Origin of the sequence: Dyella sp. 2YAF14 (genome assembly GCF_052114725.1) — a bacterium.
In the GTDB taxonomy this organism is placed as follows: domain Bacteria; phylum Pseudomonadota; class Gammaproteobacteria; order Xanthomonadales; family Rhodanobacteraceae; genus Dyella.
The window spans coordinates 1-19,544 of record NZ_JBFRFH010000022.1 but is presented as its reverse complement, the minus strand read 5'-3'; the positions used below and the strand labels follow the sequence as shown (position 1 = coordinate 19,544).

Sequence of the window (19,544 nt, the reverse complement as noted above, 5' to 3'; positions counted from 1 at the left end):
TGTTATCGATATCAAGATATCGATAACATTTGCTGCGGCACAACATCGTTGCGCCTGAAATCGATCTCATGGATGGTGTGTTGCGAGCGCAAGGTCTTGCGCCACCGAAAGAGCGCGTGCCGGCTGGGCAAGAGGTAGGGGAGCGATGTTTCCATACGGTGTTGGACGTTGGCAGTGCAAACCACGACACTGTCGGGGTTTGCCAAGGTTGGCCGTCGTGCGGATGCCGTGCGATCGCTCACAAGACATTGGGGCCAGGTCTTGAGTCGTCAGCAAAAGAATCGCCAGGGCGCCACGCCTTCCGCCAGTCTGACCATGGCGGATCTGGCGAAGGTGGCCGGGGTATCCAAGATCACCATCTCGCGGGCGCTCAGCGACAGCCCGCTGGTGCAGCGCGAGACCCGCGAGCGCCTGCAGGCGCTCGCGCACGAGCTCGGCTACAAGCTCAATGTGAGCGCGCGCAACCTGCGCCTGCGCCGCAGCCATACGGTTGCGGTAATCGTGGAAATGAAACCTTCCCACGACCGCACCATGCTCGATCCGTATCCGCTGATCCTGCTCGGCGGCATCTCCCAGGAACTGACCGAGCACGGCTACAGCGTGCTGCTGACCACCCGCCAGGGTGCGACGGCTGCCGCGGTGCAGGCGGCCGATGGCCTCATCCTGCTCGGCCAGGGCTCACGCCAGGACGCGGTGCGCCGCTTCGACAAGCTGGGCCTGCCGATGGTGGTGTGGGGCGCCCCGGGCGACGAACACGTCGTGGTGGGCAGCGACAACCGCCAGGGCGGCCGCGTGGTGGCGGAACACTTCATTCGTCTGGGTCGCCGCAATCCGGTGTTCGTGGGCAACCCCAATCACCCCGAGATCTTCGAGCGACTCAACGGTTTCGTGGATGCGCTGGCCGCGCACGGCATCAAGCCGCTGCTGATACGCCGCGACGAATTCACCCTGGCCTCGGGCGGCGACGCCATGCATTCGCTGATGGATCGCGGGGTGCCCTTTGATGCGGTTTTTGCCTGCAGCGACCTGTTGGCCATGGGTGCGATCCGCGCGCTCAACACGCTTGGCCGCACCGTGCCCGGCGATGTTTCCGTGGTGGGTTACGACGATATGCCGCTGGCCGCGAGCTTCCTGCCGCCGCTGAGTTCGGTGCGACAGGACTGGCAGGAAGGCGGCACCCTGCTGGCGCGCAAGGTGCTGGCGCTGATCGGCGACGAGCCGGAGCAATCGGAAACGTTGCCGGTGGAGTTGATCGTCCGCGAGACGTGATCGCACGCCTCGGTTCTCCGTTCTCTTTTTTTTGTAGGAGCGCACTTGTGCGCGACCGCAGCGCTTCGTCGATGCCTCATCGCGGGATGGTCGCGCACAAGTGCGCTCCTACAGAGAGCTGGGCCGAGGTTCGGCCAAATGTTGCAGACTCAGCCGGCCGCTGCTGTGTCCCCAGTCGCCTTGCCCACACGCGCCGGCGTCAACACCAGCCGGAAGCAACTACCGCCGCCCGCCACACGCACATATTCCAGCGAGGCCTGATTCGCCTCACTCATCTGGCGCGCGAGATAAAGACCCAGGCCAGTCCCATATTCGTGCGTCGTATAAAACGGCTCGAAAATCTGCGCGGCGACCTTGGGCGCAATGCCCGGACCGCGATCGATCACTTCGAGTATCGGCACGCCATGTTCGCCATGACGTGCCACCACCATCACGCGCGCCGGTTCGCCTGGCATGCGTCCATAACGCAGCGCGTTCTGCACGAGATTCCACACCACCTGCTGCAACTGCTGCGGATCGGCCACGGCCGCCACCGGCGTGCTGGCCTGGATCACGCGCAGCGAATCCTCGCCAAGGTCGTTGCCCTGGCGGTATTCGTCCACGAACTGGTTGGCCCAGGTGCCCAGGTCCAGCGTTTCCGGGCGTGAGCGTTCGCGCCGCGACAACTGCAGGATGTTCTCGATGATCTCGTTCAGGCGCACGCAGTGGTTGTTGATGATCTCCACCATGCGCTGGTCGGTGGGCGGCAGGTCTTCGGACTCGGCCAGCAGCTGCGCGGAATAGCGGATCGCCGCCAGCGGGTTGCGGATTTCGTGGGCGATCGAAGCCGACAACCGACCCAGCGAACTGAGCGTGAGCTCCTCGGCGCGACGCGACACCAGCGAGGTGTCGTCCAGGAAGATCAGCACGTGCGAATCGTCGTTCGGCGCCAGTCGGCTGAAGCGCGGCACCACTTCGGGCACGCCGTCGGCCAGCTGGGTGGCGGACTCGTCCAGCTTGCCCGAGGTCATCCAGTGGTACAGGCGGCGCGAGAGTTCCGGCGCCACGCGGCCCAGGTCGCGCTGGTCGGCGGCGGGATTGCCCAGCAGCATCCAGGCGGACTCGTTCATCTGGTGGATGCGGTTGGCATCGTCCACCAGCAGCACGCCCGTCTTCATGCGACGGATGATCAGCTCGTTGACCTGGGCCAGGTTGGCCAGGTCCACGCCGCGCTGTTCGGCCAGTGCCTCACTGGCGCGGATCTGCCGGCTCAGCACGTAGCACAGCATGGTGATGGCGAAGTAGGCCAGGCCGAACAGGCTCGATTCGAGCAGTTCGCGGTCCATGCCGCCCTGGCCCTGGGCTTCGAGCACCGAATGGCCGATCACGCCCAGGGTGGCCAGCGCCGCAAAAAAACACGAAAGCCGCAATGGCAGGATCAGCGCGCCGGCGGCCAGGTTTACTGCCAGCATCATGGCGATGCCGATGCGGGCGTCGTGCATGGTGATGATGGCCAGCACCGCCGCGATGATGTCCACCACCAGGGCGCCGGACACCGTCCAGCGCAACCAGGGCGTGGAGCGGCGGGTCAGCGAGAGCATGCCCAGCGCGAACAGCAGGAACAGCACCGCCACGCCGCGGGCCAGGCCGACATCCGCCAGCTTGGGCCAGCCCAGCGTGCTCGGGCTCAGGGCCAGGCCCACGTAGACCAGGGCCTGGGCCAGGCGGAAGCAATTGAGGAACAACAACTCGTGGCGCGCCGCCTCGGGGGCGGTGCGCGCGGCGGGGTAGGCAGGCTGGATGGTGCTCGACACCGGGTCTCTCTCAGTCGGCCCAAAGGCGGTCCGGACCAGTATAGACGGGGCTTTGGAGACTTGCGGGCGGCCCCGCTCAAGCAGGGTCCGATAGCCCCCGGGCCGCCCGGCCCCTTTCCATTGGTGGCCGCTGCTGCGAAAATACCGGGCCGTATTGCGCGGTTTTCGTCATGTCGACAGGCCTGACGGCGGCGCACTGCATCCCGGCAGCGCTTGTACCGCCGTCGTTCCCCTGACCGTACGGATCACCCACAGTCCGTCCGGCCGCCATGTTTCCCCGTACTCTCGAGGTATCCATGAATTTCCACGAGTACCAGGCCAAAGAATTGTTCGCGAAGTACGGCATTGCCGTGCCCCCGGGCAAGGTCGCCAACTCTCCCGATGCCGCTGTCGACGCCGCCAAGCACCTTGGTGGTTCGCAGTGGATGGTCAAGGCACAGATCCACGCAGGCGGCCGCGGCAAGGCCGGCGGCGTCAAGTTCTGCAAGAGCCTCGACGACGTGCGCGCAGCTGCCAAGGGCATGCTGGGCACCAACATGGAAACCTACCAGTCGGCCGGCCGTGCGCTGCCGGTGAACCTGGTGCTGGTCACCGACGCGACCAACATCGCCAAGGAACTGTACCTGTCGATCCTGACCGACCGTGACAGCAAGTCGGTCTCGTTCATCGCCTCCAAGCACGGTGGCGTGGACATCGAGCAGGTCGCCAAGGACACGCCCGAAGACATCCACACCATCGTGGTGGACTTCGTCGAAGGCCTGCAGCCCTACCAGTGCCGCCAGCTCGGCTTCGCCATGGACCTCAACGCGAAGCAGGTCGGCCAGCTGACCAAGATCATGCTGGGCCTGTACAAGCTGTTCAACGAGAAGGACCTGGCCCTGGTCGAGCTGAACCCGCTCGCCATCCTCGAAGACGGCAACCTCGCCGCCCTCGACGGCAAGGTCAACTCCGACGACAACGCCGAGTTCCGTCATCCCGACCTGGCCGCCATGCGCGACCTGACCCAGGAAGACGCTGCCGAGGCTGCTGCCGTCGTGCACAACCTCAACTACGTCACCATGGACGGCACCATCGGCTGCATGGTCAACGGCGCCGGTCTGGCCATGGCCACGATGGACGTGATCCAGCTGGCAGGCGGTGAGCCGGCCAACTTCCTTGACGTCGGCGGCGGCGCCACCAAGGAACGCGTCACCGAGGCGTTCAAGCTGATTCTTTCCTCCGACAAGGTGAAGGCCATCCTGGTCAACATCTTCGGCGGCATCGTGCGTTGCGACCTGATCGCCGAAGGCATCATCGCGGCCGTGAAGGAAGTGGGTCTGAAGATCCCCGTGGTGGTGCGCCTGCAGGGCACCAACGTGGAGCTGGGCCGCGAACTGCTCGCCAACTCCGGCCTGGCGATCACGCCGGCCAACGATCTCAACGATGCGGCGCAGAAAGCCGTGGCTGCGGCCAAGGCCTGAGGAGCAAAGATCCATGAGCGTTCTCGTCAATAAGAACACCAAGGTCCTGGTACAGGGCTTTACCGGCCAGCAGGGCACCTTCCACGCGCAGCAGGCGCTGGACTACGGCACCAAGGTTGTCGGCGGCGTGACCCCGGGCAAGGGCGGCAGCGAGCACATCGGCCTGCCGGTCTTCAACTCGGTCTCCGAAGCGGTCGATGAAACCGGCGCCGATGCGTCCGTCATCTTCGTGCCGCCGCCGTTCGCGGCCGACTCGATCCTCGAAGCCATCGATGCCGGCATCAAGGTCATCGTGGCGATCACCGAGGGCATCCCGGTGCTGGACATGCTGCGCGTGAAGAACGTGCTGGCCCAGCATCCGGAAATCGTGCTGATCGGGCCGAACTGTCCCGGCATCATCACCCCGGGCGAGTGCAAGATCGGCATCATGCCGGGTCACATCCACATGCCGGGCAAGGTCGGCATCGTCTCGCGCTCCGGCACGCTGACGTACGAATCGGTGTTCCAGACCACCAACGAAGGCCTGGGCCAGTCCACCGTGATCGGCATCGGCGGCGACCCGATCAACGGCCTGAGCTTCATCGACTGCCTCAAGCTGTTCCAGGACGATCCGCAGACCGAAGGCATCATCATGGTCGGCGAAATCGGCGGCAGCGCTGAAGAAGACGCCGCCGAATTCATCGGCGAGTACGTCACCAAGCCGGTCGTCTCGTTCATCGCCGGCGCCTCGGCTCCTCCGGGCAAGCGCATGGGCCATGCCGGCGCCATCATCTCGGGCGGCAAGGGCACCGCAGCGGCGAAGTTCGCCGCGCTGGAGAAGGCTGGCGTCACCACGGTGAAGTCGCCGGCCGATCTGGGCAAGACCCTTGCGGGTTTGATGAAGAAGTAATCGAGTCTTTCCGATCGAGCGAAGAAGGGCCGCAGCGATGCGGCCCTTTTTCTTTGGATAGCGTCCTGCACCACCTCGTGTGACACCGCATCTGTGGGAGCGCACCCTGTGCGCGACAGCGCTGCCTACATCGCGCGGCTTCCGGCCTGCGCAGGCCGTGCTCTGATTGCGATGCACCGCAGTCGCGCACAGGGTGCGCTCCCACAAAAATCGGACCGCGGGATTACCTCCGCTGACGCAGTCCATCTTGCGCAGCGCGCAACAACGCCTCCGTCACCGTCGCCAGCGTCGCCGAACGAATCGACCAGCACTGCCAGTACAACGGTACGTCGAGCCATTGATTGGGCGCTATTGGCTTGAGCGTGCCGGCCGCAAAATGCTTGGCCAGCATCGACTCCGGCGCCATCGCCCAGCCAAGCCCCAGCTCGGCGCCTTCCACGAAAGCTGTGGACGAGGGCACGTAATGCATCGGCGGCACCATGCGCGCGCGGGTGACGCTGTGGATATAACGCCACTGCAAGGCATCCTTGCGGTTGAACACCAGCATCGGCGCATGGCCGAGAGATGCTGCGTTGACCCCGCTGGCGAAGTGACGCTTCACGAATGCCGGCGAAGCGACCGGCAGATAGCGCATCACGCCGAGCTTCTTCACGCTGCAGCCCTGCACGGCTTGCGGCTCGGCCGTGATGGCGCCCAGCACGGAGCCGTCGCGCAACAGATTGGTGGAATGGTCCTGATCCTCCACGCGCACGTCGAACAGCAGCTGGTGGCGATCGTGCAGCTGCGCCAGCGCGGCGAGAAACCAGGTCGCCAGCGAGTCCGCATTGACGCCGATGGCGACCGTGGTCGGGCCGGCGCTGTCCGGGCCGACCCGGAATTCGTTCAAGGTCTCCGCTTCCAGCATGCGCATCTGCTGCACGCTGCGCAGCAGGCGTTGGCCGGCCTCGGTCGCTTCGCTGGGCGTGTGCCGCAGGATAAGCACCTGGCCCAGCCGATCCTCCAGCGCCTTGATGCGTTGGGAAATGGCCGAGGGCGTGAGCGACAGGCGCTGCGCGGCGCCGTCGAAACTGCCTTCTTCGAGGACGGCGGCGAAGGCGGCGAGTTGGGGATTGAGCAGGCTCATGCGGGCACCACGCTGGATATCTGTTGTGGGAGCGCACCCTGTGCGCGACAGGCCCGCAATAAGCCTCGAGGCATGGCCGTCGCGCACAGGGCGCGCTCCCACAGTGGCATTAGGGCGATTAAAGTAAGTTAAGAATATTTAGTTTTACTGTCCAAGACGTCTACGCCAAAGTAGCCGTCTTTTCGGAGTATCCCCATGATTTCCACGGCCTACCTGGCCGGCCTCGCCACAGGCGCGGGGCTGATCATCGCCATTGGTGCGCAAAACGCCTTCGTCCTGCGGCAAGGCCTGCAGCGGCACTACGTGGGCGCCGTGGTGAGCGTATGCATCCTTGCCGACGTCGGCCTGATCCTGCTGGGCGTGGCGGGCATGGGCCTGATCGTGCAGCAACATCCCAGCTTGTTGCAGTGGCTGCGCTTTGCCGGCGCGGCGTTCCTGGCGGGTTATGGCGCCATGGCGTTGCGGCGCGCATGGCAGGGCGAAAGCGGACTGCAGCCAGCCGGTGATGGCGCGCAGAGCCGGGGCCGCGTGGTGCTGGCCTGCCTGGCGTTCACCTTGCTCAATCCGCACGTCTACCTGGATACGGTGGTGCTGCTCGGCAGTCTTTCCACCCATTACGACGATGGCGCGCGATGGCTCTTTGCTGGCGGCGCAGCGACGGCCAGCGTGATCTGGTTCCTCGCGCTGGGCTACGGCGCGCGCCTGCTGCTGCCGGTGTTCCGCAGCCCGCTGGCCTGGCGCGTCTTCGATGTGGCGATCGCCGTATTCATGCTGACGCTGGCCGTCGTTCTGCTGCGACAGCCCGTGGCTTGACTCGCAGGCGGTACCGCCCGGCGGTGGGTCAAGGCGGGCCTCGGGTACAATTTCAGGCCCCAAGAGTATGGATTCCCCGGCATGCCCTCCTTACGCTTCGCGCTGGCCCAGTTCGATTTTCCCGTAGGCGCGGTTGCGGCCAATGCGGCCAAAGTGGGAGACCTGCTGGCGCAGGCGCGCGATGGCGGCGCGGCGCTGGTGGCGTTCCCCGAGTTGACCCTGAGCGGTTATCCGCCGGAAGACCTGTTGCTGCGCCCTAGCTTTCTGGCGGCCTGCCAGTGCGAGCTCAATGCGCTTGCCGGCGGCACCAATGGCGTGGCTGCGCTGGTCGGTCATCCGCACAGCGAGGGCGAGGTGTACAACGCGGCCAGCCTGCTGCGCGGCGGCAGCATCGAGCTGACCACGCACAAGCAGGCCTTGCCGAACTACGGCGTGTTCGACGACAAGCGCTATTTCCGCCCTGGCCATGACAGCGCCGTGGCGATGATCGAGGGCGTGCGCGTCGGCATGCTGATCTGCGAAGACATCTGGCAACCCGAGCCGGCGGCCAAGGCTGCGGCGGCGGGTGCCGAGCTGATCGTGGTGATCAATGCCTCGCCCTGGGACGACGCCAAGCAGTCATCGCGCGAGGCCGTACTCACCCAGCGTGCGCTGGAAACCGGCTGCGCCATCGCCTATGTGAACCTGGTCGGTGGCCAGGACGAAGTGGTCTACGACGGCGGCTCCCTGCTGGTGAACGCGGACGGCAGCATCGCCGCGCGCGCCCCGAATTTCGTGGACGTGATGCTATGGGCCGAATTCGACGGCGAAACGCGCACCCTGCGCGCTGAGAACTGGCCCACCGCGGCCGATGCGTCGATCGAAGCCACGCTCTACGCGGCACTGGTGCGCGGCATTCGCGACTACATCGAGAAGAATGGTTTTCCGGGCGTGCTGCTAGGCCTTTCCGGCGGCATCGATTCCGCCCTGACTTTGGCGTTGGCCGTCGATGCGCTTGGCGCCAACCGCGTCACCGCGGTGATGATGCCCACGCGCTACACCTCGCAGCTGTCGCTCGATGGTGCACGGGCGCAGGCCGTGCAGGCGGGCGTCGATTACCACATCATCAATATCGAGCCGATGGTCGATGCGTTTCTGGGGGCGCTCACGCCGGCATTCGCGGGCAAGGCCGCGGATACCACCGAGGAAAACCTGCAGTCGCGCACGCGCGGCGTCACCCTCATGGCGCTCTCCAACAAGCACGGCCGCCTCTTGCTGGCGACCGGCAACAAGAGCGAGATGGCGGTGGGCTACGCCACGCTGTACGGCGATATGTGCGGTGCTTATGCGCCGCTGAAGGACGTCTACAAGACCGTCGTCTACCGCCTCTCGCGCTGGCGCAATGAGCATGCAGCGCGCATGGGCGAGCCCGAAGCGATTCCCTCGGCGGTAATCGATCGCCCGCCCTCGGCCGAACTGCGCGACAACCAGACCGACCAGGATTCGCTGCCCCCGTACGACGAACTCGACGCGATTCTTGCGCGCTTCATCGAAGCGGAGCAGTCGCAGGCGGAAATCGCCTCGCAGGGCTTCCATGCCGATACCGTGCGGCGTGTGGTGCGGCTGGTGTTGCTCAATGAGTTCAAGCGGCGGCAGTCGGCGCCGGGGCCGCGCGTGACGACGCGTGCGTTTGGGCGCGAGCGGCGGTATCCGATTACGTCGGGCTGGAAATAGCGAGAGCGTGTACGTCCTCTGTGGGAGCGCACCCTGTGCGCGACCGCGGAGATGAGATGTACCTCGGTGTCGCCGGATGGCGTCGCGACAACCAGAAACCGCGGCGGGATTCAGCGCCGCGGTCGCGCACAGGGTGCGCTCCCACAGTGGGTGGGGCGCTACCCGACGTAAGACACAAAAAAAGCCGGCGGCCATGGCCACCGGCTTTTTCCATTCCCAGGTCGCAAAGCGACCGGCTTAACTCTTCACAGGTCGCAAAGCGACCGGCAATCCCGCTCTCGAATCAATGATGCCCCGAGAACGGCACCGCCTTGCGCAGCAGCGACGGCGAGTGCGGCCACTTCGGATCCTTCAGGTACGGGTGATCCGGGTAGTTCAGGGCCAGCACCTGGCGGGTCTGGTCGGCCAGGTTTTTCTGTTCCATGCCCAGGTAGCTGCGGGTGAGGATGGCCAGCGCATCGCCTGTCTGCGGGGCCTGCTGGTAATGCTCGATCACATACTGGGCGCGGTCGGCGGAGGCCACGTAGGCCTTGTTGCGCAGGTAGTACTCGGCCACGTTGATCTCGAACTGCGCCAGCACGTCGCGCAGGTAGATCATGCGCTGGCGCGCATCGGCGGTGTAGGCGCTGTCCGGGAAGCGGCGCGAGAGCTCCGAGAAGTCGTCGAACGACTTCAGGTTGAAGCCCTGGTCGCGACGCGTCTGCGCCTCGTTCTTCTGCAGCAGGCGCTCCATGGCGCCGCCGGTGCGATCGAAATTGATCAGACCGCGCAAGTAATAGGCATAATCTACGTGCTTGTGGGTCGGATACGTCTTGATGAAGCGGTTGATCGTGGAGTAGGCGTCGTCCGGCTGGTTGTCTTTGTACTGCGCATAGGCCAGGTCGAGCTGAGCCTGCTCGTTGTAATTACCGGACGGGAAGCGCGCAATCAGGCGCTGGTAGGCTTTGCTGGCGGCCGAATAATCGGCGTGTTCCAGCGAGTCGTGAGCTTTGTCGTAAAGCTTGTCTACCGGCAGCGTATCGTTGGTGTCCCTCTTGTGATGGAACATCGAGCATGCGCTCATCGACAAAACGATGGCGAGCACGACAAAAATTTTGAAAGCCGGCAGCTTGGTTACGCGCATGAGAAGGGTTCAGATGTTTGAGCGAAAAGGGATGATAGCCGAAACGGCCGGGCGGCCGGGCGGCCGACCATGACGATGATTCGTCATGACGCCACGGTACCCCTGTCGGCCGCGGGTCGGAGGTTCGACCAGACGGTGGCCGAGATGTTCCCGGACTACTCGCGGTCGCGTCTCACGGCGTGGATCAAGGCCGGTGCCGTGACCCTGGACGGCGCCGTCGCGCCGCCTCGCCAATTGCTGCGTGGCGGGGAAAAAGTCCAGGTAGAAGCGGAACTTGAGACCGAAGTGGAGCTCGAGCCGGAGGCCATCGCCCTGGACATCGTCCACGAGGACGACTACCTGCTGGTGCTGAACAAACCGGCTGGCCTGGTGGTGCATCCGGGCGCAGGAAATAGTGCCGGCACGGTGCTGAACGCCTTGCTGCACCACGATCCGAAGCTGGCCGAGCTGCCCCGCGGGGGCATCGTCCACCGCCTGGACAAGGACACCTCGGGCCTGATGGTGGTCGCCAAGACCCTGGCGGCCCATACGGGGCTGGTGGACATGCTGTCGCGCCACGACGTGGAACGGCAGTACGAAGCCGTGGTGCTGGGCACCCTGGTGGCCGGCGGCACGGTGGACGCGCCGATTGGCCGCCACATGGGCGACCGCCTGCGCCAGGCCGTGCGTGACGAGGAGGACGGCAAGCACGCCGTCACCCATTACCGCCTGCGCGAGCGCTTCCGCGGGCACAGCCTGATCCAGTGCAGCCTGGAAACCGGCCGCACCCATCAGATTCGCGTGCACCTAGCGCATATCAACCACCCCCTGGTCGGCGACCCGCTGTACGGCGGTGGCCTGCGCCTGCCCAAGGGCGCCACGCCCGAGCTGGTGGCGGCACTGCGCGGCTTCCGCCGGCAGGCGCTGCACGCCGAGCGGCTGGCCTTCGAGCACCCGGTGACGCATGAACCGATGTCGTTCAGCGCCGATCGCCCGGCCGACCAGCAGGCGCTGATCGACGCCTTGCGCGCCGATACGGCCCAGGCCGATCCGAGCGACTGGCGGTGACCCTGGATAGCGCCTGGCTCGTGCCGGACTGGCCGGCGCCCGCCCGTGTGCGGGCGGCGGTCAGCACACGGCAGGGGCCGGGCGTCTCGCAGGGCGCCTGGGGGCGCTTCAACCTGGGCGCCCGTTGCGGCGATACGCCCGAGGCGGTGGCGGCCAATCGAGCCGCCGTGGGTACCGCCCTGAGTCTTGAGCGCGATCCGCATTGGTTGCAGCAAGTGCATGGCGTGGATGTCGCCGATGTCGACCGCTCAGACGATGGGCAGGAGCCGCGCGCTGACGCCTCCGTCACCCAGCGTGCGGGCGAGCCGCTGGTCATCCTCACTGCCGACTGCCTGCCGGTGCTGTTCTGCACCGCCGACGGCCGCGCCGTGGCCGCTGCCCACGCGGGCTGGCGCGGTTTGCAGGCCGGCGTGCTGGAAGCTGCATTGAATTCCCTGCAGGCGCCGCCCGCCCAGGTGATGGCCTGGTTGGGGCCGTGCATTGGCAAGGCCAGCTATGAAGTGGGCGTGGAAGTGCGCGATGCCTTCGTGGCGCTCGATGGCGGTGCGGCTGAGGGTTTCGAGCCGACGCGTCCTGGGCACTGGTTGTGCGATCTGGCTTGGCTGGCGCGTCGCCGTTTGCAGGCGGCGGGCGTCGATCGGGTCTACGGCGGTGGCTTTGATACCCGTACCGACGATCGTTTCTATTCGTACCGCCGCGATGGCGCGCAGAGCGGGCGCTTCGCCAGCTTGATCTGGCTCGAAGGCTGAAGGAACCTATCGATCCCCTTGGACGCGACGGTCCCCTTGTAGGAGCGCACTTGTGCGCGACCGCGGAATGGCAGTGCACCTCTGGGCATCATTATGAAGCCCCTGTTGTCGCCTGGGCTGATGTTATCGAGCCCATCCGCGTGGCGGTCGCGCACAAGTGCGCTCCTACAAGGGAGAGATCACGTCAATCCGCCAACCGCCGCAAAAACGCATTCCGCCACGCCGTCACATCCTGCTTCTCCAGCACATCCATCATCCGACGCCAGCGAACCCGCCGCTCATGCAGGGGCATCTCCAGCGCAATGCCCAGCGCTTCGGCCAGTTCCTCGGTATCGGCCGGATTGACCAGCAGCGCATCACGCAACTCCTGCGCAGCGCCCGCAAAGCGCGACAGCACGAGCACGCCGGGGTCTTCCGGATCCTGGCTCGCCACGTATTCCTTGGCCACCAGATTCATGCCATCGCGCAGCGGCGTCACCAGGCCCACGCGCGCGGTGCGGTAGTAGCCGCTGAGCAGGCTGTGCGGAAACGAGTTGTTGACGTAGCGGATCGGCACCCAGTCCGGCGCCGCATACATGCCGTTGATATGGCCGGCCATGCGTTCGAGCTCGCGGCGGATCTGGCGGTATTCCAGCACGCCGCCGCGCGAGGGCGGGGCGATCTGCAGGAAGGTCACCTTGCGATGCAATTGCGGGGAGCGCTCCAGCAGGCGCGCATAGGCATGGAAGCGCTCGGGCAGGCCCTTGGAGTAATCCAGGCGGTCGACGCCAATGATCAGCGCACGCCCTTCCAGGCTCTGTTTCAGATCGTGGATTTCCTCATGCTCGTCCGCATGGCTGGCCGACTCGGCGACCTGCGCGGTGTCGATGCCGATGGGAAACACTTCAGCGCGGAAGGTGTGTCCTGCCGGGGTTCGGATGCGCCCGTCCCGGCGCATGCTCGCGCCCACCTCGAACAGGAAGTACTCCTGCAGGGCTCGCTGGTCGCGTGCTGTATGCAGGCCGACCAGGTCATAGCAGGCCAGGGTCTCAAGCAATTCCAGATGGCGCGGCAGCGCGATCAGCAGGCTGGCGGCCGGCAGCGGCGTATGCAGGAAGAAACCGATGCGATTGTGCACGCCGCGTTCGCGCAGCATGGCGGCCAATGGAATCAGGTGGTAGTCGTTGATCCAGACCAGGTCGTTGGGCCCGATCAGCGAGATCAGCTTCTCGGCGAAAAGGTTGTTGACGCGCAGATAGCCGGCCAGGTGCTTGCGGTCGTAGTCGACCAGGTCGGGTCGGTAATGCAGCAGCGGCCATAGCGTGCGGTTGGCGAAGCCGTCGTAGAAATCGTCGTGATCGGTGCGGGACAGATCGATGGTGGCGTATTCCACCGGACCATCGGATTGCTTGTGCACCTCACTGGCGGTTTGACGAGCGATCTTGCCGCTCCAGCCAAACCACACGCCTCCGCGCTCCTGCAGCGCGGCCCGCATGGCTGAAGCCAAACCGCCGGTTGCGGTCTGGTCGGGTAGTGCCACTCGGTTTGAAACCACGATCAGTCGTCCCTGACCGCTGTTTCTTCCAGCCATCGTCACAATGCATCCTCCCAGCGCCTGGACAGGCGCATTGCGGCCTGGATCAGGCCCACCATCGAATAAGTCTGCGGAAAATTGCCCCAGTGCTCACCGTTCGCCGGTGCGATGTCTTCGGACAACAGGCCCAGGGGATTTCGCTGCGCCAGCATGTGCTCGAACATCTCGCGCGCACGCTCCCGGCGCCCGGTGGCGGCCAGTGCTTCGATGTACCAGAACGTGCAGATGTTGAAGCTGGTTTCCGGTGCGCCGAAATCGTCCGGGGCGATGTAGCGGAACAGATAGTCGCCGCGTCCCAGCGCGTGGCCGATGGCATCCACGGTGGCGATGAAGCGCGGGTCCATCGCATTGACGAAACCGATATCGGCCAGCAACAGCAGGCTGGCGTCCAGGTGTTCGCCGTCGTAAGCATCGACAAAGGTGCCGAGCTTTTCGTTCCAGGCATGCGCTTCGATGCGTTCATGCAAGGCGACTGCCTCGTCATGCCAGTAGCGCGCACGGTCATCGAGGCCAAGCTCGGTGGCGATATGCGCCAGGCGATCGCAGGCGGCCCAGCACATGGCGGCGGAATAGGTATGCACGGCGGCGCGGCCACGATATTCCCATAGCCCGGCATCCGGTGTTTCAGCCACGCGCAGGGCCAGTTCGCCCATGCGTTCGAGCCGGCGGAAGGTGAGTTCGTCGCCGGGATGTTCGAGGCGGCGATCGAAAAAGATCTGCGCCGAGGCAAGCACCACCGAACCGTAGACATCGTTCTGCCGCTGCCGCCACGCGTCGTTGCCCACGCGCACCGGACCCATGCCGCGATAGCCGGCCAGGCTTTCCACCTGCGTTTCCATCAGGTCATGTTCGAAGGTGATGCCAAACACGGGTCCGATCTCGCCGTCGCCATCGGCGACCAGGTTGAAGACGTAGCGGATGTACTCCTCCATGCTGCGGGTGGCGCCGAGACGATTGAGTGCGCGCACGGTGAAGGCTGCGTCGCGGAGCCAGCAGTAGCGGTAGTCCCAGTTGCGGCCGGAATTGGCGGACTCGGGGATGGAGGTGGTGAGCGCGGCGACAATCGCGCCGGTCGCTTCGTACTGGCACAACTTCAAGGTGATGGCGGAGCGGATGATCGGCTCCTGCCATTCGTAGGGCACCGACAGATTGCGCACCCATTCGCGCCAATAGGTAAGCGTGTTTTCCAGCGTGTGATGGATGAAGTCCGCCGGACTTTCCGTCAGCGTTTCGTCCGGTCCGAACACAAAATGCGCGGGCTTTTCCAGGAAGAACGGCAGGCTGCGTTCAATCATGGTGGACGACACATCGCTGGTCAGTCGCTGCACCACGCCATCGAGCATGAAGCGGATATGGTTGCTGCCGGAGGTCGTCTGCGGCACGTCGCTGCCGTACCCGCAGAGCGGGCGCAGCCGCACGCGAATCCGCGGCGAGCCGCCGATGGGCCGCACGCGCCGCGCGATCAGCACGGGATGATAGAAACGGCCGCGCGCACGAAAGCGCGGCATATAGTCGACGATCTCCACGCCCGAACCATGATGGTCGTAAAGGCGGGTCACCAGTACGGCGGTATTGGGCATGTAGTGCTGTTCGGCGCGGTCGATGTCTTCCAGCTCGATCGACCAGTCGCCACCGTCGCGTTTAGGCGACAACAGTGCGCAAAAACTGGCGTCGCCATCGAAGCGCGGCAGACAGCACCAGACGATGCGGCCACGCCCGTCGATCAGTGCGGCGACGCTGCCGTTGCCGATGACACCCAGCTCCAGGGTCGATTTCGCTCCCGGATCAGGCTGGGTGTCAGGCGTTTCCTCCTGAGGAATGGGCATGCGCGAGGGCTCCATGCTTGAGTGCGTGCAGCACGCGGAACAGCCAGGCCCGCGCGGCGGCAGGCTCCGGCAGCGAATAGCGGGCCACGCTCGGTTCACGCGAACCCACGCGTACGCTCAACCCGTTCTGGAGATTGGCCGTGGCGAAGCCATGTTCGTCGGTGAGATCGTCGCCCACGTAGACCGGCAGGCGATCGCGGAACGGCCAGGCCGACATCAGCGTGGCCACGGCCGAACCCTTGTCCATGCCTTCGGGCTTCAGTTCGATGACCAGGTTGCCCGGCTGCATCTCGTAGCCGGCCAGCGACGGCAGCACTTTCTGCACGCGCTCGCGCAAACGTTCGAACATCTGCGGCGCGGTGCGGCAATGCAGGGCCACCGCCATGCCCTTGTCTTCCAGCATGACGCCGGGCAATTCCGCAACGATGGTGCCGGCGATATCGCGAACCAGCGAGCGGCGGGTGGCACCGATATGCACACCACGATAGCGACCGTCGGCGCCGCGCAACTCCAGGCCATGCAAACCCGCCATCGCCCACGGCGGATGGCCAAACAAGTCGTCGAGGTCGTCGAGCCCGCGACCGCTTACCAGGGCGAGCGCGCCATCGAGCGCGCCGTAGAGATCTTCGACCAATTCGCGCAGGCGCGAGTCCACGCAGACCTGATCGGGATGATCGGCAAAATCCAGCAGCGTGCCGTCCACGTCAAGAAACAACGCCCAGCGGTCATCCACGCCAGGCATAGGCGGAGCCGGAAGAGGCGTCTGGGCGGACATGGCGGAGTGGGGCACGGGGGATAGCACGAGCGCAGACTATCAAGGCAAATGTGAAGGCAAGCTCTGGGTGCGGCGTGCGTTGGCTGAAGAAAAGTCGTACACCTGACGTTGACGTGGCTTGAATCACGCGCGGGTGATCCGCATCTGTTTTGGCAGTGGCAGTCAGGGATGCCCTGATCTGCCAAATCCTATTGATCGAGGGGACAACCCATGCGGATGGACAAACTCACCTCGCGTTTTCAGCAGGCCTTGGCAGACGCCCAGTCGCTTGCCGTCGGACGCGACAACAACATGCTTGAACCGGTCCACGTGATGGCCGCGCTGCTGGACCAGCAGGGCGGTTCCACCGGGCCGTTGCTGACCCAGGCGCAGGTCAACGTGCCTACGCTGCGCCAGCGCATCAACGAGATGGTCGACCGCCTGCCGCGCGTCACAGGGCAGGAGGGCAATATCCATGTCGGCAACGAGCTGACGCGCCTGCTCAACCTCACCGACAAGCTGGCGCAGCAGCGTGGCGATCAGTTCATCGCCAGCGAATTGTTCGTGCTTGCGGCGTTGGAGGACAAGGGCGAACTGGGCGCCGCGCTAAAGGCCGCCGGCGCTACCAAGGCGAACGTCGAGGCTGCCATCGAGAAGCTGCGCGGCGGCGAAAAGGTGCAGAGCGAGAACGCTGAAGACCAGCGCCAGGCGCTGGAGAAATATTGCATCGATCTTACGTCGCGCGCCGAGTCGGGCAAGCTCGATCCGGTGATCGGTCGCGACGAGGAAATCCGCCGCACCATCCAGGTGCTGCAGCGTCGCACCAAGAACAATCCGGTACTGATCGGTGAGCCCGGCGTGGGCAAGACCGCCATCGTCGAAGGCCTGGCCCAGCGCATCGTCAAGGGCGAAGTGCCCGAAGGCCTGCGTGATCGCCGCGTGCTCGCGCTGGACATGGGCGCGCTGATCGCCGGCGCAAAATTTCGCGGCGAATTCGAGGAGCGCCTCAAGGCGGTGCTCAATGATCTGTCCAAGCAGGAAGGCCGCGTCATTCTGTTCATCGACGAGCTGCACACCATGGTTGGCGCCGGCAAGGCCGATGGCGCCATGGACGCCGGCAATATGCTCAAGCCCGCGCTGGCGCGCGGCGAGCTGCATTGCATCGGCGCCACCACGCTGGACGAATACCGCAAGTACATCGAGAAAGACGCCGCGCTGGAGCGCCGTTTCCAGAAGGTCTACGTGGGCGAGCCCAGCGTGGAAGACACCATCGCCATCCTGCGCGGCCTGAAAGAGCGCTACGCGGTGCATCACGGCGTGGAGATCACCGACCCGGCCATCGTCGCGGCGGCCACGCTGTCCAACCGCTATATCCCCGATCGCCAGCTGCCGGACAAGGCCATCGACCTGATGGACGAGGCGGCCTCGCGCATCCGCATGGAAATCGATTCCAAGCCCGAAGAGCTCGATCGCCTGGAGCGTCGCCTGATCCAGTTGAAGATCCAGCGCGAGATGCTCAAGAAGGAAACCGACGACGCGTCCAGGAAGCGCCTCGCCGATCTGGAAAGCGACATCGAAAAGCTCGAGCGCGAGTTCTCCGATCTCAACGAGATCTGGAAGTCCGAAAAGGCCGCGCTGCAGGGCGCGACCAAGGTGAAGGAACAGATCGAAGCCGCGCGCGTGGAACTGGACGCCGCCCAGCGTCAGCAGGACTACGCCAAGATGAGCGAGATCCAGTACGGCAAGCTGCCGGAATTGGAGAAGCAGCTCGCCGCCGCGCAAGCCGCCGAAAAGCAGGACTTCAAGCTCGTGCAGGATCGCGTCACCGAAGAAGAAATCGCTGAAGTGGTCTCGCGCTGGACGGGTATCCCCGTCAACAAGATGCTCGAAGGCGAGCGCGACAAGCTGCTGCATATGGAAGACGCGCTGCACAAGCGCGTGGTCGGCCAGGATGAAGCCGTGCGTGCGGTGTCCGATGCGATTCGCCGTTCCCGTGCTGGCCTTTCCGATCCCAATCGCCCCAATGGCTCGTTCCTGTTCCTCGGTCCCACCGGCGTGGGCAAGACCGAGCTGTGCAAGGCGCTGGCCGAGTTCATGTTCGACACGCAGGATGCGATGGTGCGCATCGACATGAGCGAGTTCATGGAGAAGCACTCCGTGAGCCGCCTGATCGGCGCGCCTCCGGGCTATGTGGGCTACGAAGAAGGCGGCTATCTCACCGAGGCAGTGCGTCGCCGTCCGTACAGCGTGATCCTGCTGGACGAGGTGGAGAAGGCGCATCCGGATGTGTTCAACATCCTGCTGCAGGTGCTGGACGATGGTCGCCTCACCGATGGCCAGGGTCGCACGGTGGATTTCCGCAATACCGTCATCGTGATGACCTCCAACCTCGGCTCGCAGATGATCCAGGAGCAGGCGGGCGACAGCGAAGCGGACTATCTGCAGATGAAGGCTGCAGTGCTGGGCGTGGTGCAGGCGCACTTCCGTCCGGAATTCATCAACCGACTCGATGAGCTGGTGGTGTTCCGTCCGCTGGAGAAGAAGCAGATCCGCAAGATCGCGCTGATCCAGCTGACTTATCTGGAGAAGCGTCTGGCCGAGCGTCAGCTGCGCATGGAGATCAGTGACAAGGCGCTGGATCTGCTGGGCAACGTGGGCTTCGATCCGGTGTATGGCGCGCGGCCGCTGAAGCGGGCGATCCAGCAGCAGTTGGAGAATCCATTGGCGCGGCAGATTCTGGAAGGGAAGTTTGCCGCTGGCGCCACCATCGTGGTGGAGGCGGAGCAGGGGCATTTGGTGTTCCACACGCAGTAACGCGCGGTTTGGATGTTGATGGTTGTGGCGCCCGTCCTGTGCAAACAGGGCGGGCGTTTTGTTTTGCGTGGCCTTTCAAAGGCGCGCCGCTTTGCTCCCTCTCCCCTGCGGGGAGAGGGCTGGGGTGAGGGGCGGGTGCTCGCGGGAACCTTTCTATTCGTCATCCCGGCGCAGGCCGGAAGCGCTCTTCAACAGCTGAAGGCTGGTCATCCAGAACCTCGGTCTTTGGTTCTAACGATACGGCGACCTGGCTCGCCTGCCGCGGGCTTCCGTGCCGCTGCCGCGGCCCGGGTTACTTTTCTTTGCTTGCCCACGCACGCGCAGGAGCGCGTGCGAACGGCGAAGCCGGCCCGCAGGGCGGAGGGCAGGATGCCCGGAGTAAAGAAAAGTAACCAAAAGAAAGGGCCCCCGGATGACGCGCCTTCCGGGCCTTCGGCCCTCCAGGTGCGCGGGCGGGCTCCGGGGTTTTTCGACAGGACATCCCTGTCCTGTCGAAAAACTGGCCGCATCCATGCGGCCACCCTTCGGGCTTTCCTCCACCCGCCCGCCGCGTCATACGGGGACCCCGAGATCAAGAGCCGCATCAAGAGCCACGCGA

General features: G+C 65.0%; 14 protein-coding genes. 8 read left to right on the top strand and 6 right to left on the bottom strand.

What is annotated here, in order from left to right; genetic code table 11:
- The first annotated feature begins 315 nt into the window (after positions 1 to 315).
- Positions 316 to 1,269: a LacI family DNA-binding transcriptional regulator gene (locus AB4Y82_RS19715; RefSeq protein WP_441605355.1), complete on the top strand. Its 954-nt coding sequence runs from the start codon at positions 316 to 318 to the stop codon at positions 1,267 to 1,269.
- Positions 1,270 to 1,418: 149 nt separating this feature from the next.
- On the opposite strand, the gene AB4Y82_RS19710 is transcribed toward AB4Y82_RS19715, so the two are convergent.
- A complete protein-coding gene (locus AB4Y82_RS19710) occupies positions 1,419 to 3,062 on the bottom strand; it encodes a sensor histidine kinase (protein ID WP_441605340.1) in 1,644 nt (547 codons plus the stop codon).
- A 296-nt stretch (positions 3,063 to 3,358) separates the two neighbouring features.
- Here AB4Y82_RS19710 and sucC point away from each other — a divergent pair, with 296 nt between their 5' ends.
- Together sucC and sucD are read left to right on the top strand one after the other, a co-directional pair.
- Positions 3,359 to 4,522: an ADP-forming succinate--CoA ligase subunit beta gene (gene sucC, locus AB4Y82_RS19705; RefSeq protein WP_441605339.1), complete on the top strand. Its 1,164-nt coding sequence runs from the start codon at positions 3,359 to 3,361 to the stop codon at positions 4,520 to 4,522.
- A 13-nt stretch (positions 4,523 to 4,535) separates the two neighbouring features.
- Entirely contained in the window at positions 4,536 to 5,411 is an 876-nt protein-coding gene (gene sucD, locus AB4Y82_RS19700; protein WP_046972115.1) for a succinate--CoA ligase subunit alpha, read from the top strand.
- Between the two features lie 223 nt (positions 5,412 to 5,634).
- Here the strand turns inward: sucD and AB4Y82_RS19695 are convergent, their stop codons facing one another.
- Entirely contained in the window at positions 5,635 to 6,534 is a 900-nt protein-coding gene (locus tag AB4Y82_RS19695) for a LysR family transcriptional regulator ArgP (RefSeq protein ID WP_441605338.1), read from the bottom strand.
- Positions 6,535 to 6,729: 195 nt separating this feature from the next.
- Here AB4Y82_RS19695 and AB4Y82_RS19690 point away from each other — a divergent pair, with 195 nt between their 5' ends.
- Positions 6,730 to 7,347 carry a LysE/ArgO family amino acid transporter gene (locus AB4Y82_RS19690; protein WP_441605337.1) on the top strand — a complete coding sequence of 206 codons (618 nt, stop codon included), beginning with the start codon at positions 6,730 to 6,732 and terminating at the stop codon, positions 7,345 to 7,347.
- A gap of 81 nt (positions 7,348 to 7,428) precedes the next feature.
- On the top strand, positions 7,429 to 9,060 hold the full coding sequence (locus AB4Y82_RS19685) for an NAD+ synthase (protein WP_441605336.1): 1,632 nt from the start codon (positions 7,429 to 7,431) through the stop codon (positions 9,058 to 9,060).
- A gap of 283 nt (positions 9,061 to 9,343) precedes the next feature.
- Here AB4Y82_RS19685 and AB4Y82_RS19680 read toward each other — a convergent pair whose 3' ends face one another.
- The gene (locus AB4Y82_RS19680; RefSeq protein ID WP_441605335.1) at positions 9,344 to 10,183 is read right to left on the bottom strand and encodes an outer membrane protein assembly factor BamD; all 840 of its coding nucleotides are present in this window, start codon (positions 10,181 to 10,183) and stop codon (positions 9,344 to 9,346) included.
- Between the two features lie 69 nt (positions 10,184 to 10,252).
- On the opposite strand from AB4Y82_RS19680, the gene rluD reads away from it, so the two are divergent.
- Complete coding sequence (gene rluD, locus AB4Y82_RS19675) at positions 10,253 to 11,230, top strand: 23S rRNA pseudouridine(1911/1915/1917) synthase RluD (RefSeq protein ID WP_441605334.1); 978 nt, start codon at positions 10,253 to 10,255, stop codon at positions 11,228 to 11,230.
- Complete coding sequence (gene pgeF, locus AB4Y82_RS19670; RefSeq protein WP_441605333.1) at positions 11,227 to 11,979, top strand: peptidoglycan editing factor PgeF; 753 nt, start codon at positions 11,227 to 11,229, stop codon at positions 11,977 to 11,979. The genes rluD and pgeF overlap by 4 nt, the downstream gene beginning before the upstream one ends.
- 184 nt (positions 11,980 to 12,163) lie before the next feature.
- On the opposite strand, the gene otsA is transcribed toward pgeF, so the two are convergent.
- The 3 genes from otsA to otsB are packed head-to-tail and all read right to left on the bottom strand — an operon-like array spanning position 12,164 to position 16,120.
- Positions 12,164 to 13,549 carry an alpha,alpha-trehalose-phosphate synthase (UDP-forming) gene (gene otsA / locus AB4Y82_RS19665; RefSeq protein WP_441605332.1) on the bottom strand — a complete coding sequence of 462 codons (1,386 nt, stop codon included), beginning with the start codon at positions 13,547 to 13,549 and terminating at the stop codon, positions 12,164 to 12,166.
- 2 nt (positions 13,550 to 13,551) lie between these two features.
- On the bottom strand, positions 13,552 to 15,378 hold the full coding sequence (locus tag AB4Y82_RS19660; protein ID WP_441605331.1) for a glycoside hydrolase family 15 protein: 1,827 nt from the start codon (positions 15,376 to 15,378) through the stop codon (positions 13,552 to 13,554).
- Entirely contained in the window at positions 15,350 to 16,120 is a 771-nt protein-coding gene (otsB, locus tag AB4Y82_RS19655; RefSeq protein ID WP_441605330.1) for a trehalose-phosphatase, read from the bottom strand. Before otsB ends, AB4Y82_RS19660 begins: the two co-directional genes overlap by 29 nt.
- A gap of 243 nt (positions 16,121 to 16,363) precedes the next feature.
- Between otsB and clpB the strand changes: the two genes are divergently transcribed.
- Positions 16,364 to 18,946: an ATP-dependent chaperone ClpB gene (clpB, locus tag AB4Y82_RS19650; protein ID WP_441605329.1), complete on the top strand. Its 2,583-nt coding sequence runs from the start codon at positions 16,364 to 16,366 to the stop codon at positions 18,944 to 18,946.
- Positions 18,947 to 19,544: the final 598 nt, after the last annotated feature.

Coding starts and splice junctions, on each gene's coding strand:
- AB4Y82_RS19715 (WP_441605355.1), top strand. CDS start 316: ATGGCGGATCTGGCGAAGGTGGCCGGGGTATCCAAGATCACCATCTCG.
- sucC (WP_441605339.1), top strand. CDS start 3,359: ATGAATTTCCACGAGTACCAGGCCAAAGAATTGTTCGCGAAGTACGGC.
- sucD (WP_046972115.1), top strand. CDS start 4,536: ATGAGCGTTCTCGTCAATAAGAACACCAAGGTCCTGGTACAGGGCTTT.
- AB4Y82_RS19695 (WP_441605338.1), bottom strand. CDS start 6,534: ATGAGCCTGCTCAATCCCCAACTCGCCGCCTTCGCCGCCGTCCTCGAA.
- AB4Y82_RS19690 (WP_441605337.1), top strand. CDS start 6,730: ATGATTTCCACGGCCTACCTGGCCGGCCTCGCCACAGGCGCGGGGCTG.
- AB4Y82_RS19685 (WP_441605336.1), top strand. CDS start 7,429: ATGCCCTCCTTACGCTTCGCGCTGGCCCAGTTCGATTTTCCCGTAGGC.
- AB4Y82_RS19680 (WP_441605335.1), bottom strand. CDS start 10,183: ATGCGCGTAACCAAGCTGCCGGCTTTCAAAATTTTTGTCGTGCTCGCC.
- rluD (WP_441605334.1), top strand. CDS start 10,253: ATGACGATGATTCGTCATGACGCCACGGTACCCCTGTCGGCCGCGGGT.
- otsA (WP_441605332.1), bottom strand. CDS start 13,549: ATGGCTGGAAGAAACAGCGGTCAGGGACGACTGATCGTGGTTTCAAAC.
- AB4Y82_RS19660 (WP_441605331.1), bottom strand. CDS start 15,378: ATGCCCATTCCTCAGGAGGAAACGCCTGACACCCAGCCTGATCCGGGA.
- otsB (WP_441605330.1), bottom strand. CDS start 16,120: ATGCCTGGCGTGGATGACCGCTGGGCGTTGTTTCTTGACGTGGACGGC.
- clpB (WP_441605329.1), top strand. CDS start 16,364: ATGCGGATGGACAAACTCACCTCGCGTTTTCAGCAGGCCTTGGCAGAC.